Raw genomic sequence first — 14,813 nt, forward strand, 5'->3', positions numbered from 1 at the left:
CGTCGTCCCGGGCACGAACGGCTAGGCTCACGACCGTACGAGACGAGCCGTAACCGGGAGACCCATCGATGGCCAAGAAGCGACCTCAGACGAAGGCCAAGCGCCCGCAGATCACGGACGGCGAGGTCCCGGTCGTCGGTGCCCGCGAGCCCTGCCCCTGCGGCAGCGGCCGCCGTTACAAGGCCTGTCACGGCCGGGCCGCCTCCCACGCCGTGACCGAGCTGGTGCACCGCCCCTTCGAGGGCCTGCCCGGCGAGTGCGACTGGGTGGCCCTGCGCGAGCTGGTCCCGGCGGCCACAGTCGAACTGCCCCTCAAGGGGGGCCTGCCCGAGGGCGTCCCGGCGGTCACGCTGGCGACGGTCCTGCCGATGGCCTGGCCCGCCCTGCGCCGCAACGACGGCTCGGTCCTGCTCGGCCTGCAGAACGACACCTCGTCGGGCGACATCAGCCGCGACCTCGCCGACACCCTCCGGCGCGCCCTCGAAGCCGAGCCGGGCACGCCCGTGCAGGGCCGCCGCGCTCCGGCCGACAGCCCGCGGCTGCAGGATCTGCTCGACCCGGAGGGCGCGTTCGAGCCAGAAGTGCACAGCGGCTTCGAGTTCTGGGTCCCGGACCCGGAGAACGCCACGCCGGAGGTGGCCGCCTCCCTGGAGCGGGCCAACGCCGCGGCCATCCCGACGGTCAAGCTGCAGGGCGTGGACGCCGCGTACTGGTGCGAGACGCCGGAGAAGAACCATCTGCGGTGGGTCATGCCCCACCCCGAGGAGCAGCTTCTGGACGCCCTGGCGCGGCTGCACGCCGCCGGCCGCTCGAGTCTCGGCGAGGGCACCCGGCTGGTGGGCTCCTTCCGCGCTCACGGGCTCACGGTGCCGGTGTGGGACCTGCCGAGCGGGGTCACGGCCGAGGACGTGGAGAAGCCGGCGGCGGAGTTCGCCGAGCGTCTCGCGCCCGCCCTGGAAACGGACGCGCCGCTCACGGCGGACGAGCGCCGGGCGCGGGGCGGCCTCACCAACCGGCAGGTCACGCTGAGCTGACGACGCCTGGCGGGGTCCGGCCGGCCACCACCCGGCCGGCCGGACTTCGCACCCGGAGCGGATCACAACTCCCGGCGGGGACAATCCAGTCGGTGACTGGAAAGGCGAGATCGAATTTGCGAACCGCCGATCTCTTGTTACCGTTCCTGTAGCCCGGTTGCTGGTGCATCCCCCGTCGCCAGCAACCGGGTTTTTCCATGTGCGCATGTCTTCACGGAACGCAGCAGCTCGTCAACTGCCCATCCAGCCAGGCGAGTTGCTTCCCGAGCGCAGCTGCAGCGGTCCCTGCCCGCCCCGCCGGGCGAACTCCGCGACGGCCGTGTGGGCCACCGGCTCCCCGCGTGCTGGCTCCCGCGGCGTCTCACAGGTTCCCGGCTCGTCGCCCGCGCCCACCGCACACGTCATCCGCACGGTCCGGTCCTCGGGCCCCATCAGGCTCAGTACGGCGTCCAGCGCCCCGCCGGTCGCGTTGCGGTAGTAGGTCCGCGCCCAGGTGTCCGCAGCCCTGCGTCACGACACAGGGCTGCGCCTCGATGCCGTCGGGGGAGGAGAGTTCGGGACCGCAGCGCGCGGAGATCGACAGGTCCCGGCGCGCGGGAAGGCGGGGCGCCTCGCTGTCGGCGCCCGGGGAAGCACGACGTACGGCACTCGAAGCGGAACGTGCATCCGCGGCGCCCACCGCACCCGGCCGGCCCCTCGGACCGTACGGCCCCCGCGGCCGCCACCGCCAAGGGCAGGGCGACCGCGCACGCCAGCACGGCGCCTGCGAGGGCGAGCAGTCTGGCCTCTCGAGGGCCCCGGGGAAGGCCCCGGGCATGACGCGGCATGGCCCCGGCATACAACGCGCCGGGGCGGCTGCGGCGCTCGGCGCGCCCGACGGGCCTAGAGCTCGGGCGCGCTCACACCCGTACGAGTGAGGACGTCGACCACGGCGTCCACCACGGCCTCGACGTCGGGCACCCACGGACAGGCCGAGCCGGGCAGCGGCGCACGCTCCCAGCGGATCTCGCCCCGGCCCGTCTCCGACGGAGGCAGGGCCAGGTAGCCGCCCTCGCCGTGGAAGCGGAGGGAGCCCGGCACGAAGTCCTTCGCGTAGAGCAGTTCCCCGAGCTGCTCCATGGAGTACGGCTTCACAAGGATCGCCCAGCGCGTGGGCGAGGCGACGACCGGGCCGAGCCGCATGCCCGTGCGGTCGAGCGCCTTGAGGGCGCGGGCGGCCGGCAGGGCCGGCAGGGAGACCGCGCAGGGCGCCTTGCCTCCGGTGGCCAGGACGATCGGCGCCGTCGGCCGGTTGCCCCACCACCAGCGGACCATGCGCCCGTCGGTGGTGGCCGCGAGGAGGCCGGGGTCGAAGGGGTGCGCGCCGGGCACCGTGCACTCCGGGTCGGGGCAGGCGCAGCGGCCCGGCTTCTGCGGGTCCGCCGCCACGCCCGGGAGTACGGGCCACTGCCATTCCGTCGCGTAGGTCAGGGCCGCGCCGATCAGCTCAGGCCTCCCGTCACTGCGCTGAGACAGGAGCCTGCGTCGCCTTCCGAGGATCTCGCGCATGAGCGCTCGTTCCTTTCCGTTGCACGCCTGGCAACACCGTGGTCCACATCACAACATGTGTCGATCACTTCACTGTGCGTACCTGTTGGCGCATCACACCCCTGCCTGAAGCAAGGGGAACCCCTATGGGTCGAGCGTGGGCTGCCTCCGCGACCGTCCCGCCCATACTGCGTCTATCGAAAGCACGGGCGTGGCGTAGGGGTGGCGAAGTATGGCGTTTGCCGTCGCGCGTATTTCTCTCCGCCTCCGCCACGGGAGGATGGGGCACGGTCGTCGGTGAAGAGGACGCCCGGTTCCGTCACCAGGTTCCGGGTGATTCCCGACCACCCCTGGCCTTCTCCGAGTACGTACCCATCACGACCGTTGTGACGCTCCGTCGAGCAAGCCCAGTCGACCGCAATAAGCCGTCCCCTGCGGCAGTTTTAAGCCAACTTTGCTTTTACGCAAGAGGAAGGGGAGATGTTCTCTCCGACCTCCGGACACCAGGAATCCCGGCAGGACAATGCTGGACATCTCCTCACGAGTGCGTGTACATGTGGAGACACTGCTAGCGGCGCAGAATGACATGGGGGTTTGCGATGCTTTTGAGCAGTACGCGCCGGTCAGAAGGCCGGACGCCATGAACGCCCCGCACCCTCCGAAAGTGGCTGGAATCGATTCAACGGTTCCATCGCCCGCACACACTGTCGCGCCCGTCGCGGGTACCTCCCCGGCCGCCCCCGCAAACCCACCCGTCCCACCCGGCACGGTGCTCCAGGACCGTCTCGCCGGCTGGGTGTCCGACCTCACCACGCTCCACGAGCTCACCGAACGCCTGGCCCGCACGGCCGCGCTCGACGAGGCGCTGCAGGAACTGCTGCGGGCCGGCGCCGCCCTGGTCGGGGCGCGGCGCGGACTCGTCGTCCTGGAGCCCGGCGACGGACTCGGCCCGGACACCACCATCGGCCTGGGCATGGCCCGCGCCGACGTCGGCCACATCGAGACCGTGCCGCGCAGCGCCCTGTCCTACGGCCGGATCCTCGACGGGCTGCCGGTCGGCGAGGGCGGCATCGCCGACCCCGACCTCTTCGCCGAGGAAGGCCTCCACCCCCGCCACCGTGAGGTCGCGGCCCGGCTCGGCTACGCCGCCAGCTACGCCCTCCCGCTGTCCACGAAGACCGCCGGCCGCCTCGGTGCCGCCGTGTGGCTCTACGGCGAGCCCGCCGAGCCGAGTGAGCGGCAGCGCCACCTCGCCGGCCTGTACGCCCGGTACGCCGCCGAGCACCTCACCCGGCTCCTCGAACTGGAGCGCACCCGCACGTCCATGGCGACCATGTCGGACGAGCTGCTGCCCGCGCGGCTGCCCCGGGTGGCCGGTGTCCAGCTCGCCGCCCGGCACCGCACCGGTCCGCGCGGCGGCGGCGACTGGTACGACGCGCTGCCGCTGCCCGACGCCGCCCTCGGCCTCGCCGTCGGGTCCGTGACAGGGGCGGGGCCCAGCGCCGTCGCCGCGATGGGACGGCTGCGGGCGTCGCTGCGCGCGTACGCCGTGATGGAGGGGGAGGATCCGGTCGCCGTCCTGTCCGATCTGGAACTGCTGCTGCGGCTGACCGAGCCTGCTCGCGCGGCCACCGCACTGTTCGGCTACTGCGAACCAGCCGCCCGCAAGATCACGCTGGCCGGCGCCGGGCACACCCCGCCGCTGCTGATCGGACAGCGCCGCACCGAGTTCGTCGAGACGTCGGTCTCCGCCCCGCTGGGCATGCTCGCCTGCTGGGAGGCGCCGAGCGTCGAGGTCCTCGCCGAGCCGGGAGAGACGGTTCTGCTCTACACCGACGGGCTGCTGCACCGCACCGGCGAGGCCACCGACCGCGCCTTCGCCCTGCTGCACGCTGCGGCGGCCGGAGCGCCCCGGGCCCTGCGGACCGACCCGGGCGCGATCGCCGACCACGTCCTGCGCAGCGTGCTGCCGGACGGGCTGGACGCGACGGACGGCGCGGAGGACGTGGTCGTGCTGGCGGCCCGGTTCGAGTAACGCTCCTCGTCATCGCCCCGGGCCCCCTTCCCCGTCGCCGTACAGTAAAGGAGGTCCAGTGCCGTACCGAGGAGGATGACCGTGGCCGAGGAGCTCACACCGGCGACGCCGGAAGAGAGCGAAGAGCCGATCAAGCAGCGGAAGAACGGACTGTACCCCGGCGTGTCCGACGAGCTGGCCGAGAACATGAAGAGCGGCTGGGCCGACACCGAGCTGCACGACCTCGAGCCCCTCCCCCAGGCCGCCGAGACCGCCGCCCGCCGGGCCGCGCTGTCCGCGCGTTTCCCGGGCGAGCGTCTGGTGATCCCCGCGGGCAACCTGAAGACCCGCTCGAACGACACCGAGTACCCCTTCCGCGCCTCCGTCGAGTACGCCTACCTCACCGGTAACCAGACCGAGGACGGCGTCCTGGTCCTGGAGCCCGAGGACGAGGGCCACGAGGCGACGATCTACCTCCTGCCGCGGTCCGACCGGGAGAACGGCGAGTTCTGGCTGGACGGCCAGGGCGAGCTGTGGGTCGGCCGCCGGCACTCCCTCACCGAGGCCGAGAAGCTGTACGGCATCCCCGCGTCCGACGTACGCGAGCTGCCCGCCGCGCTGCGGGAGGCCACCGGGCCGGTGCGGGTCGTGCGCGGCTACGACGCCGGCATCGAGGCCGCGCTGACCGACAAGGTCACCGCCGAGCGCGACGAGGAGCTGCGGGTCTTCCTCTCCGAGGCGCGACTGGTCAAGGACGACTTCGAGATCGGCGAACTGCAGAAGGCGGTCGACTCGACCGTGCGCGGCTTCGAGGACGTGGTGAAGGTCCTCGACAAGGCGGAGGCGACCTCCGAGCGGTACATCGAGGGCACGTTCTTCCTCCGCGCGCGCGTGGAGGGCAACGACGTCGGCTACGGCACGATCGCCGCGGCCGGGCCGCACGCCTGCACGCTGCACTGGGTGCGCAACGACGGACCCGTGCGGTCCGGCGACCTGCTCCTGCTCGACGCCGGTGTGGAGACGCACACGTACTACACGGCCGACGTGACGCGCACGCTGCCGATCAACGGGCGGTTCAACGAGATCCAGAAGAAGATCTACGACGCCGTGTACGAGGCTCAGGAAGCCGGGATCGCGGCGGTGAAGCCGGGCGCGAAGTACCGGGACTTCCATGACGCCGCGCAGCGGGTGCTGGCCGAGAGGCTCGTCGAGTGGGGGCTCGTCGAGGGCCCCGTGGAGCGGGTTCTGGAGCTGGGGCTTCAGCGGCGGTGGACGCTGCACGGGACGGGGCACATGCTCGGCATGGACGTGCACGACTGTGCGGCGGCGCGGGTCGAGGCGTACGTGGACGGTGTCCTCGAACCGGGGATGTGCCTGACCGTCGAGCCCGGGCTGTACTTCCAGGCGGACGATCTGACCGTGCCGGAGGAGTACCGCGGCATCGGGGTGCGGATCGAGGACGACATTCTCGTCACGGAGGACGGCAACCGGAATCTGAGTGCCGCGCTGCCGCGGCGGTCCGATGAGGTCGAGGCTTGGATGGCCTCCGTCAAGGGCTGAGTTCCGGGATCGGGTGATCCGTGGCCCGTCGCGCCCCGCGGCTGAGCCCCGCATCGGCACAGCCCCGCGCTCCTGATGTCCGGTCCAGGAAAAGGGCGCCGGCCAGGAGCGGGGCGCTGCCCCTCGGGATCCAGGCGCGTTCCGTGAGGTCGGTGTCCAGGGCTGCCAGGGCCGCCGCACCAGGCTCGGTAGCCGTACCGCCCGCTTCCAGGACCCCGCGTGCGGCCGCCTGGACGTGGCGCAGCCCCATGGGGCCCGCCGTGTACAGCAGTTCCGTGTCCTGGAGCGTCGACATCACCGTGAGCAGGGCGTCCATGCGGGCCTGGGGTTCCGCGGCGCCCTGAGCCCGGGCCGTGGTGAGGGTCGTCAGGGCGCGGCGCACGTGGGGGAAGCCCGCCCTGGCCTCTCCTCTGGCGCCGGCCGCGCCGTAGCGGGCCGACATCGTGGAGCCCCGGGAGGGACGGCGTGGGGCGCGGCGGTCCGGGTGGGCCGCGAGCTGCCGGGCCAGGGCTGTGGTGCCGGCCGGATCGGCTCCCGGTCGCAGCGCCGCCGCTGCCACCAACAGGCCCAGCGTCCAGATGGCGCCTCGGTGGCCGCCGCCGGTCAGGGCCACGGTGTGTTCCGTGCAGCGGCCGATCGCACCCAGGTCGGCGCGGAGCCGGGGGCTGGGTTCGCCCGTGCGGCGGGCCGCGGCGGCCATCGCCGTGAGGCCGGGCATCAGCGCCCTGGCCGACCAGCACAGTGTCCGGTGGTCCTGGCGGGTGGCCCGGGCGGTCAGGTCGCGCGGGTCGGGAAGGCCCGGCTTGGGCGCCAGGGCCAACTGGCCGGTCAGGGCGTCGACGGCGGCCTGTGCGAGTGCCTCGTCCTCACGGCTGTTCATCGTCGTCGTCAGGAGGAGGACGAGGGAGCAGGGGCGCCGCTCGGAGGTGTGCCGCCTCCGCCGCCGCTGCCCGCGCCCGTGTTCTCGGCGTCCGGGTCGATGCTCAGGGTGAGGAAGCCCTTGTAGCCCTTGGACGGGTCCTTCTTGTGCACCGGTTCGAGCGTGAGCAGGCCGCTGGAGGCGCCACCGCCGTCGTAGACCATGTCGTCGGCGAGCTTGGTGTAGCTGCCGGTGTGTGTGCTGTACGGCTCCAGGGCGAAGATCGACTGGGCGATCTCGTCGTCGAAGAACAGCTGGCCGGTGAAGTTGACCTTGCCGCCCTCGTAGGTGCCGTCCTCCTTCTCGCCGCCGGTGTGGACCTTCAGGTGGATGTGGCAGGTGCGCGGGGTGTACCAGCCTGGCATGATCGTCTCGAACTTGACGACCCCGTTGGCGTTCGCGACCTGGTACCCGCGCAGGTAGGTGTTGTCGTCGGCGGTGGAACCGTCCTCGCTCTCGGCGGGGGCCGAGCCGCCGGGGTTGGCGGTGGTGTAGCCGGAGTAGTAGCCCCAGGCGTCGCAGTGCCAGATCTCCACGGCCGCGCCGGGCACCGGAATGCACCCGTCGGTGGCGTCCACGACGGTCAGTCGCAGGGTCAGCGGGACCCCGCTCTTGCCCTCGGTGATGTCCTTGCGGACCAGCGCGCCGTCGAGGTAGTACGGCCCCTCCGTGACGCTCGACATCAGCTGCATGCAGGTGCCGGAGCTCGCGGAGGACGTGGCCGTCGTGGTGCTCGTCGTGGTCGCCGTGTCCGCGAAGGCCGACTGGTAGCCGGCCGCTGCCAGGCCGCCCGCGGCGACGGTGCCGCCCGCGACGGCGAGTGCGCGGCGGCGGCTGATGGAGGTGTTCCTGTGGTTTCCCGTCATGAGCGGGAAACCTAGTGACGCCGCCCGTCAACAGTCTGAGGCTGAGCTGAGAGACCCCTGTGAACCGCTCGGAAGCGTCCCTTCACGGGCAAAAACCCGCAGGTCAACGGTAATTGGCGTGTGAGATCATGGCCCACCTTGCCGGGCCGACTCGAGGAACAGGCGATTCGATCACCATGAAGAACGTCCCTACCGCGATGTCCATGCAGAACGCCATCCTCACCCTGCAGAAGTACTGGAGCGACAACGGCTGCATGATCACGCAGCCGCTGAACACCGAGGTCGGAGCCGGTACGGCCAACCCGGCCACGGCGCTGCGGGTGATCGGACCGGAGCCGTGGAGCGTCGCCTACGTCGAGCCGAGTGTGCGGCCGGACGACTCGCGCTACGGCGAGAACCCCAACCGGCTCCAGACCCACACCCAGTTCCAGGTCATCCTCAAGCCCGACCCGGGCAACCCGCAGGAGCTGTACCTCGGCAGCCTCCGCGCACTCGGCGTCGATCTGAACGCGCACGACGTGCGGTTCGTCGAGGACAACTGGGCCTCACCCGCGCTCGGCGCCTGGGGGCTGGGCTGGGAGGTCTGGCTGGACGGCATGGAGATCACCCAGTTCACCTACTTCCAGCAGGTCGGCGGTGTCGCCCTGGACCCGGTGTCGGTGGAGATCACCTACGGCCTCGAACGCATCCTGATGAACCTTCAGGGCGTGTCCCACTTCAAGGACATCGTGTACGCGCCGGGCATCACCTACGGCGAGGTGTTCGGGCAGAACGAGTACGAGATGAGCCGCTACTACCTCGACGACGCCGACATCGACACCAACCACCGGCTGTTCGAGTCGTACGCCGCCGAGGCCCGTCGCCTGCTCGACCTCGAACTGCCGGTTCCGGCGTACGTGTACGTGCTGAAGTGCAGCCACACCTTCAATGTGCTCGACGCGCGCGGTGCGATCAGCACCACCGAGCGGGCCAAGGCGTTCTCGCTGATGCGCGGGCTGACGCACGAGTCGGCGAAGTTGTGGGAGCGGCGGCGGGCCGCACTGGAGCATCCGCTCGGGGTGGGCGCCGCGCCGGCCCCGGCCGAGCGGGCCCCGCTGCCCAAGGTGCCCGGTGTCGAGACGCTGCTGTTCGAAATCGGCGTGGAGGAGCTGCCCTATGCCGACGTCCCCGCCACCACCGAGGCGGTGCGCGAGTCGGTCACCGCGAAGCTGGCGGAGACCCGGCTGGGGCACGGGACGATCACCGTGATGGCCACACCGCGCCGGATCGTCATCACGGTCGACGGCGTGCAGCCGCGTGAGCGCGACACCATGCGGACCGTGCGCGGACCCAAGGTCGCCGCCGCCTACAAGGACGGCGCTCCCACTCCCGCCCTGCTGGGCTTCGCCCGCAGTCAGGGCGCCGAACCCGCCGATGTGCGGGTCGTCGAGGCCAACGGGGCCGAGTACGTGGCGGTGACCCGGCACGAGGAGGGGCGTCCGGCCGTCGAGGTGCTCAGCGATCTGCTGGCCGAGGTCGTGTCCGGGCTGAGGGCCGGGCGCAACATGCGGTGGAGCGACCCGGGCCTGTCCTTCTCGCGCCCGGTGCGCTGGCTGCTCGCTCTGCTAGGCCGTACTCCCCTGCCCGTGGCGGTCTCCTCGCTCTCCTCGGGCGACACGACCCGGGTGCAGCGCCAGGCGCCCTACCCGGAGGTCCGGGTGACGTCCGCCGAGGGCTACCCGCACTTCCTGCACATGCACGGCATCCTGCTCGACCGGGAGGCCCGGCGCGGGGCGGTCGTGCGGGGCGCCGTGGAGGCGGCGGCCGAGGTGGGCGGGCGGATCGACGTGGCCGGGCAGGCCGGGCTGATCGACGAGATCACCGACATCCTGGAGTTCCCGTACGCCGTGCGGGGATCGTTCGACGAGCGCTACCTCGAACTGCCCGCGAGTGTCCTGACCACCGTGATGCGCAAACACCAGCGCTATCTGCCGGTGCTGGACGGCGAACGCCTGATGCCGCACTTCGTCACCTTCGCCAACGCCCTCTGCGACGACGACGTGGTGCGGGCGGGCAACGAGGCGGTACTGCGGGCCCGCTACGAGGACGCCGCGTTCTTCTGGCGGGCGGACCTGAAGGTGGCGCCCGAGGAGTTCCGGCGGCGGCTGGACAAGCTGACCTTCGAGGACCGGCTCGGGACGGTCGCCGATCGCGCCGACCGGCTCGCCGGCCTCGCCCTGGACCTGGCCGGACGTGCCGGGCTTGCCGAGGAGGCGGTGGAGGTCGTGCGGCGGGCCGGTGCGCTGGCGAAGTTCGACCTGGCCTCGCAGATGGTGATCGAGTTCTCCGGGCTGGCCGGCGTGATGGCCGAGGAGTACGCCCGCCGGGCCGGCGAGTCCGCCGAGGTCGCCCGAGCCCTCGCCGAGATGGAGCTGCCGCGTTCCGCCGGCGGTGAGCTGCCTGCCGGGGACGCGGGTGCCGTGCTGTCGCTCGCCGACCGGTTCGACCTGGTGACGGGCATGTTCGTGATCGGTGCCGCACCGACCGGGAGTTCCGACCCGTACGGGGTGCGCCGGGCCGCGATCGGGCTGCTCAACGTGCTGAGGAGCCTGCCCGCCGTTGCCGGGATCCGGGTGCGCGAGGGACTGCGTGCGGCGGCCGTACGGTACGCCGCGCAGGGCGTCGAGGTGCCCGCCGAGCGGGTCGCCGAGGCCGCCGAGCTCATCACCCGGCGCTATGAGCAGCAGCTCACGGACGCGGGGCACGAGCACCGACTCGTCCAGGCCGTCCTGGTGTGGGCCGACCGGCCCGCGCACGGGGACCGCACGCTGGCCACGCTGGAACGGCACATCGGCAGCGAGGCGTTCGAGGCGCTCGCCGCCGCGTTCCAGCGGGTGGTGCGCATCCTGCCCGAAGGCGGTGTCGAGGTGGCGGACCCGTCCCTGCTGACCGCGCCCGCCGAGCTGCGTCTCGCCGAGAGCGCGCAGGCCGTACGGCAGGCCCTGCAGGGCCGCGAGGACGATCTCGGTGCGCTGATCGAAGTCTCCGCCCCGCTGGTCGAGGCGATCGGCACCTTCTTCGACGAGGTGCTGGTGATGGACCCCGACCCGGCGGTCCGGGCGGCGCGGCTGGCGCTGCTGACGGAGGTGGCGGGTCTGGCGCGGACCACGCTGGACTGGGGGGCACTGTAGGGCTCCCTGGCCGGACACCCAGGAACCGAGGTTCAGGGGCGGATGTTTCACGTGAAACACCGCCCTGCCGGTGCCGGTCGGACCAGGTGTCGGTCAGACCGCCATCAGCGGTGCGTCCTCGCGCCACTTCAGGACCTTGTCGAAGCTCACCACTGCTCCGCCCCGACCTGGCTTGTTGCCGATGTGGACGTGGTCGGCGAGCTCCTCGATGAGGCACAGCCCACGACCGTGCTCCGCGTCGGAGTGGGCGGGCCTGATCTGCGGGCGGGACCGTCCGGCACAGGCCCCGGGGAAGCCCGGGCCCGCGTCGGCGACCTCGATCCGGCATTTCTCGCCGTCGAGGTACGCGGTGACCCGGTACGCCTCCGAACCGGGGCCGCGCCCCAGGTCGCCGCCGTGCTCCACGGCGTTCGCGCAGGCCTCGCTGAGGGCGACGGAGAGGTCGTAGGAGATGTCGGGGTCCACGCCCGCGGTCTCCATCGTGCCGATCAGCAGGCGCCGGGCGAGCGGCACGCTCGCAGCTTCACGCCGCAGATGGAGTGACCACCAGATGCTCATGCTCCAGCCTCCTGGCCGCGGCTCGACATACCGTTACGTATTGCCCCCAGGCCCCGTGAATAAGCGTGAAGTTGTCGTGAGGCCGCCCATACGGCGGATGCGCGCTGGTCCCGATCGGTGTATGTGGAGGCGCGCGTCGGGGTGCCGGGGGAGCGAACATCGGCGCATCCGGGGGCGTGCGGCATCAGAGGGTGATGTTCCGGTCGTACGGCATCTTGCGGACCTGCCACACGTGGCCCGCGGGGCCAGTGCGATGATGAGCCCGCCATGACTGCCCCCCACGCGCGCGCGACGCGCTCCGGACACACACTCCGGATCCTGCGGGCCGCGGTGTTCGCCGCGGTCTGCGTCGTGCTGGCCGGGTCAGGTCACGCGCTCGCCTCCTGCGACGGCATCCCGCTGTGGACGCTGGGCGCCGGGTTCCTCGGGGTGGCCGTGGTGGCGGCTCCGCTCGCCGGGCGGGTGCGCTCGCTGGCGGGCATCACGGCACTGCTCGCCGTCGGCCAGACGGTGCTGCACACGCTGTTCGGTCTCGGCCAGCACGGTGCGGCCGCCGTCACGGCATCGGCGCCGGCGGGCAGGAGCGACGCCGCGCTGGTCCAGCAGGCCGCACGGTTCGTGTGCGGCACGACGGCCGCGGCGATCAGCCCGGCGCAGGCCCAGAAGATCCTCACCGACGCACGGGTCCAGCCGGCCGCAGGAGCGCACACGCACCTGCCCGGGGACGACATGTCCGGGTCGTCGGCCTCGCTGTGGCCCTCCCTGCCGATGCTGCTCGGCCACGTCCTCGCGGCCCTCGCCGCCGGCTGGCTGCTGCGCCGCGGCGACCTGGCGCTGCTGCGGCTCACCGAACTGTCGGCGCAGGGCGTCGCCGAAGGGGCACTCATGCGCTCCCTGCGGGCCGCCCTGGCACTCGTGCGCGCACTGCGCGCCGGGCTCCCGGGAGCGCCGGAGGCACATCCGCGCCCCGTGCACGCCGCGCGGCCCGCGCCCCCGATGCCCCGTACCACCGCACTCCAGCACTCGGTGATCCGGCGCGGCCCGCCGGCCGTCACGGCTTCCGCAGCCGCACTCGCCCTGGCCGCCTGACGACGCGACCACCACTCCGCCCTCCGCACTCACCGGACGGCTCGGAGAGGCCGCCGCCGTCGTGCGGCAGGCGCGCGTGCGCGCATCCTTCTCCCACAGCCCGACCGACTCACAGCGGAGTGCTCCTTCCATGAAGGTTTCCCGTATCGCCGCGGCCGGTGCCGCCGCCGGTGTCACCGTTCTCGCCCTGTCCGCCCCCGCCTTCGCGCACGTCACCGTGCAGCCCGAGGGCACGGCCGCCAAGGGCGGTTACGCGGTCGTGGACTTCAAGGTCCCCAACGAGCGCGACGACGCCTCGACCACCAAGCTCGAGGTCAACTTCCCGACCGACCACCCGCTGGCCTCCGTCATGCCGGAGCCGATGCCGGGCTGGAAGATCGAGGTCACCAAGTCCAAGCTGGACAAGCCGCTGGAGATGCACGGCGAGAAGATCTCCGAAGCCGTCACCAAGGTCACCTGGACCGCCGAGGGCAAGGGCATCGAGCCCGGCTACTTCGAGAAGTTCCCGGTCTCCGTCGGCCAGCTGCCCGAGGACACCGACCAGTTGGTCTTCAAGGCCCTGCAGACGTACTCCAACAAGGAGGTCGTCCGCTGGATCGAGGTGCCGCAGAAGGGCCAGGAGGAGCCCGACAACCCGGCCCCGGTGCTGGAGCTGTCCGCCGCCTCCGAGGACGGGCACCACGACTCGGCGGCCGGCGGGGACTCCGACGCCAAGGCGGCCGAGAAGGCCTCCACCCACACCGCCGCCGACGACACCGGCTCCTCCGACGGCACCGACACCACCGCCCGCGTCCTTGGCGTCGTCGGCATCGTGATCGGCGCGGCCGGCGTCGCCTACGGCGTGCTCGCCGGACGCCGGCGCACCAACGCCTGAGGCTGCTTCCGTACGGCGCGCGCCGGGACACCGCCCACGTGAAGGGGGCACCCCGGTGCGCGCCGGACCACCGACATCTGGGACATTTTCCATGCGCACCAAAACCTTCGCCGCGGCCGCCCTGCTCGCCGCCGCCTCCCTGACCCTGACCGCGTGCGGCAGCGGCGACGACAGCGACAAGCCCGTCTCCGTGGTCTCGGAGGAAGCCGGCAGCGACAAGGCCGCCACCGTCCTCGACAAGCCCTTCGAGAAGCCGGACCTGGTCCTGACCGACACGCAGGGCAAGAAGTACGACCTCCGCAAGGAGACCGCGGGCAAGCCCACGCTGATCTACTTCGGCTACACCCACTGCCCCGACGTCTGCCCGCTGACGATGAACAACATCGCCGTCGCCAAGAAGCAGCTGCCCAAGGCCGAACAGGACCAGCTGCGCGTGGTGTTCGTCACCACCGACCCGAAGCGCGACACCCCGGCCGAGCTCGGCAAGTGGCTCAAGGGCATCGACCCCGGCTTCGTCGGCCTCACCGGCGACTTCGCGACCATCCAGGCCGGCGCCCGCACCCTCGGCATCTCCATCGAGCCGACCAGGAAGGACAAGAACGGCAAGCTCGTCTCCGAGCACGGCACCCAGGTCATCGCGTTCTCACCGAAGACCGACGGCGGCTACGTGCTCTACGGCGAGGACGCCACCGTCGACGACTACACCAAGGACCTCCCCAAGATCGTCAAGGGAGAGAACCCGTGAGGCGAACCGGCCCTGCGGCCCTCGTCATAGCCGGGGCACTCGCCCTGACGGGCTGCGGCGGATCCGGCAGCGACTCCGGGAAGGCGGAACTCTCCGTCGCCTCGGCCTACATGCCGCAGCCGGTGTCCGACGACATGGCGGCCGGCTTCCTCACCGTCACCAACAAGGGCGGTGCCGCCGACGAGCTGACCTCGGTCACCAGCGACCTCGGGCAGGTCACCGTGCACGAGACCACGGGCGGGGCCATGCAGGAGGTCGAGAGCCTGAAGATCCCCGCCGACGGCCGGCTGGAGCTGAAGAGCGGCGGCGACCACCTGATGTTCGAGCAGCTGAAGCGCAGGCCGAAGGAAGGCCAGACGGTCTCCGTCGAGCTGCACTTCGCCCACTCCGCCCCCGTCAAGGTGGAGATGCCGGTGAAGCCCGCGACCTACACCCCGAAGACCGGACACTGAGGGAG

General features: G+C 71.9%; 12 protein-coding genes and 1 pseudogene. 8 read left to right on the forward strand and 5 right to left on the reverse strand.

All coding sequences use genetic code 11. The annotated features are described in order from the left end of the window. Window positions 1–68: 68 nt before the first annotated feature. Window positions 69–1,034, forward strand: a complete 966-nt coding sequence (locus tag ACWD1U_RS07430; protein WP_451105272.1) for a DUF5926 family protein — start codon at window positions 69–71, stop codon at window positions 1,032–1,034. A 231-nt stretch (window positions 1,035–1,265) separates the two neighbouring features. On the opposite strand, the pseudogene ACWD1U_RS07435 reads toward ACWD1U_RS07430, so the two are convergent. After that, window positions 1,266–1,861 (reverse strand): annotated as a pseudogene (locus tag ACWD1U_RS07435) (hypothetical protein). A 55-nt stretch (window positions 1,862–1,916) separates the two neighbouring features. Next, window positions 1,917–2,582, reverse strand: a complete 666-nt coding sequence (locus ACWD1U_RS07440; protein WP_451105274.1) for a bifunctional DNA primase/polymerase — start codon at window positions 2,580–2,582, stop codon at window positions 1,917–1,919. A gap of 502 nt (window positions 2,583–3,084) precedes the next feature. Between ACWD1U_RS07440 and ACWD1U_RS07445 the strand changes: the two genes are divergently transcribed. Together ACWD1U_RS07445 and ACWD1U_RS07450 are read left to right on the forward strand one after the other, a co-directional pair. Then, on the forward strand, window positions 3,085–4,596 hold the full coding sequence (locus tag ACWD1U_RS07445) for a PP2C family protein-serine/threonine phosphatase (protein WP_451105276.1): 1,512 nt from the start codon (window positions 3,085–3,087) through the stop codon (window positions 4,594–4,596). Between the two features lie 75 nt (window positions 4,597–4,671). Next, window positions 4,672–6,135, forward strand: a complete 1,464-nt coding sequence (locus ACWD1U_RS07450; RefSeq protein WP_451105278.1) for an aminopeptidase P family protein — start codon at window positions 4,672–4,674, stop codon at window positions 6,133–6,135. On the opposite strand, the gene ACWD1U_RS07455 is transcribed toward ACWD1U_RS07450, so the two are convergent. Continuing rightward, window positions 6,125–7,015 (reverse strand): triphosphoribosyl-dephospho-CoA synthase, encoded by an 891-nt coding sequence (locus tag ACWD1U_RS07455; protein ID WP_451105280.1) that lies wholly within the window; start codon window positions 7,013–7,015, stop codon window positions 6,125–6,127. The two genes, ACWD1U_RS07450 and ACWD1U_RS07455, sit on opposite strands and share 11 nt — an antisense overlap. 8 nt (window positions 7,016–7,023) lie before the next feature. Beyond that, on the reverse strand, window positions 7,024–7,920 hold the full coding sequence (locus tag ACWD1U_RS07460; RefSeq protein ID WP_451105282.1) for an intradiol ring-cleavage dioxygenase: 897 nt from the start codon (window positions 7,918–7,920) through the stop codon (window positions 7,024–7,026). A gap of 176 nt (window positions 7,921–8,096) precedes the next feature. On the opposite strand from ACWD1U_RS07460, the gene ACWD1U_RS07465 reads away from it, so the two are divergent. After that, entirely contained in the window at window positions 8,097–11,090 is a 2,994-nt protein-coding gene (locus ACWD1U_RS07465; protein ID WP_451105283.1) for a glycine--tRNA ligase, read from the forward strand. A gap of 93 nt (window positions 11,091–11,183) precedes the next feature. Here the strand turns inward: ACWD1U_RS07465 and ACWD1U_RS07470 are convergent, their stop codons facing one another. Continuing rightward, on the reverse strand, window positions 11,184–11,648 hold the full coding sequence (locus ACWD1U_RS07470; protein WP_451105285.1) for an ATP-binding protein: 465 nt from the start codon (window positions 11,646–11,648) through the stop codon (window positions 11,184–11,186). Window positions 11,649–11,915: 267 nt separating this feature from the next. On the opposite strand from ACWD1U_RS07470, the gene ACWD1U_RS07475 reads away from it, so the two are divergent. From ACWD1U_RS07475 to ACWD1U_RS07490, 4 genes are all read left to right on the forward strand, one after another. Next, window positions 11,916–12,737, forward strand: a complete 822-nt coding sequence (locus ACWD1U_RS07475; RefSeq protein ID WP_451105287.1) for a hypothetical protein — start codon at window positions 11,916–11,918, stop codon at window positions 12,735–12,737. A 130-nt stretch (window positions 12,738–12,867) separates the two neighbouring features. After that, window positions 12,868–13,611: a YcnI family copper-binding membrane protein gene (locus ACWD1U_RS07480; protein ID WP_451105288.1), complete on the forward strand. Its 744-nt coding sequence runs from the start codon at window positions 12,868–12,870 to the stop codon at window positions 13,609–13,611. 91 nt (window positions 13,612–13,702) lie between these two features. Further along, window positions 13,703–14,356 carry an SCO family protein gene (locus ACWD1U_RS07485; protein ID WP_451105289.1) on the forward strand — a complete coding sequence of 218 codons (654 nt, stop codon included), beginning with the start codon at window positions 13,703–13,705 and terminating at the stop codon, window positions 14,354–14,356. Further along, window positions 14,353–14,808, forward strand: a complete 456-nt coding sequence (locus tag ACWD1U_RS07490) for a copper chaperone PCu(A)C (protein WP_451105291.1) — start codon at window positions 14,353–14,355, stop codon at window positions 14,806–14,808. Before ACWD1U_RS07485 ends, ACWD1U_RS07490 begins: the two co-directional genes overlap by 4 nt. Window positions 14,809–14,813 lie beyond the last annotated feature (5 nt).

The organism is Streptomyces sp. NPDC002788, assembly GCF_053592115.1.

What these genes read in the sequence shown, in the direction of transcription:
- ACWD1U_RS07430 (WP_451105272.1), top strand. Translation starts at nt 69, where the DNA reads ATGGCCAAGAAGCGACCTCAGACGAAGGCCAAGCGCCCGCAGATCACG.
- ACWD1U_RS07440 (WP_451105274.1), bottom strand. Translation starts at nt 2,582, where the DNA reads ATGCGCGAGATCCTCGGAAGGCGACGCAGGCTCCTGTCTCAGCGCAGT.
- ACWD1U_RS07445 (WP_451105276.1), top strand. Translation starts at nt 3,085, where the DNA reads ATGCTGGACATCTCCTCACGAGTGCGTGTACATGTGGAGACACTGCTA.
- ACWD1U_RS07450 (WP_451105278.1), top strand. Translation starts at nt 4,672, where the DNA reads ATGACCGTGGCCGAGGAGCTCACACCGGCGACGCCGGAAGAGAGCGAA.
- ACWD1U_RS07455 (WP_451105280.1), bottom strand. Translation starts at nt 7,015, where the DNA reads ATGAACAGCCGTGAGGACGAGGCACTCGCACAGGCCGCCGTCGACGCC.
- ACWD1U_RS07460 (WP_451105282.1), bottom strand. Translation starts at nt 7,920, where the DNA reads ATGACGGGAAACCACAGGAACACCTCCATCAGCCGCCGCCGCGCACTC.
- ACWD1U_RS07465 (WP_451105283.1), top strand. Translation starts at nt 8,097, where the DNA reads ATGAAGAACGTCCCTACCGCGATGTCCATGCAGAACGCCATCCTCACC.
- ACWD1U_RS07470 (WP_451105285.1), bottom strand. Translation starts at nt 11,648, where the DNA reads ATGAGCATCTGGTGGTCACTCCATCTGCGGCGTGAAGCTGCGAGCGTG.
- ACWD1U_RS07475 (WP_451105287.1), top strand. Translation starts at nt 11,916, where the DNA reads ATGACTGCCCCCCACGCGCGCGCGACGCGCTCCGGACACACACTCCGG.
- ACWD1U_RS07480 (WP_451105288.1), top strand. Translation starts at nt 12,868, where the DNA reads ATGAAGGTTTCCCGTATCGCCGCGGCCGGTGCCGCCGCCGGTGTCACC.
- ACWD1U_RS07485 (WP_451105289.1), top strand. Translation starts at nt 13,703, where the DNA reads ATGCGCACCAAAACCTTCGCCGCGGCCGCCCTGCTCGCCGCCGCCTCC.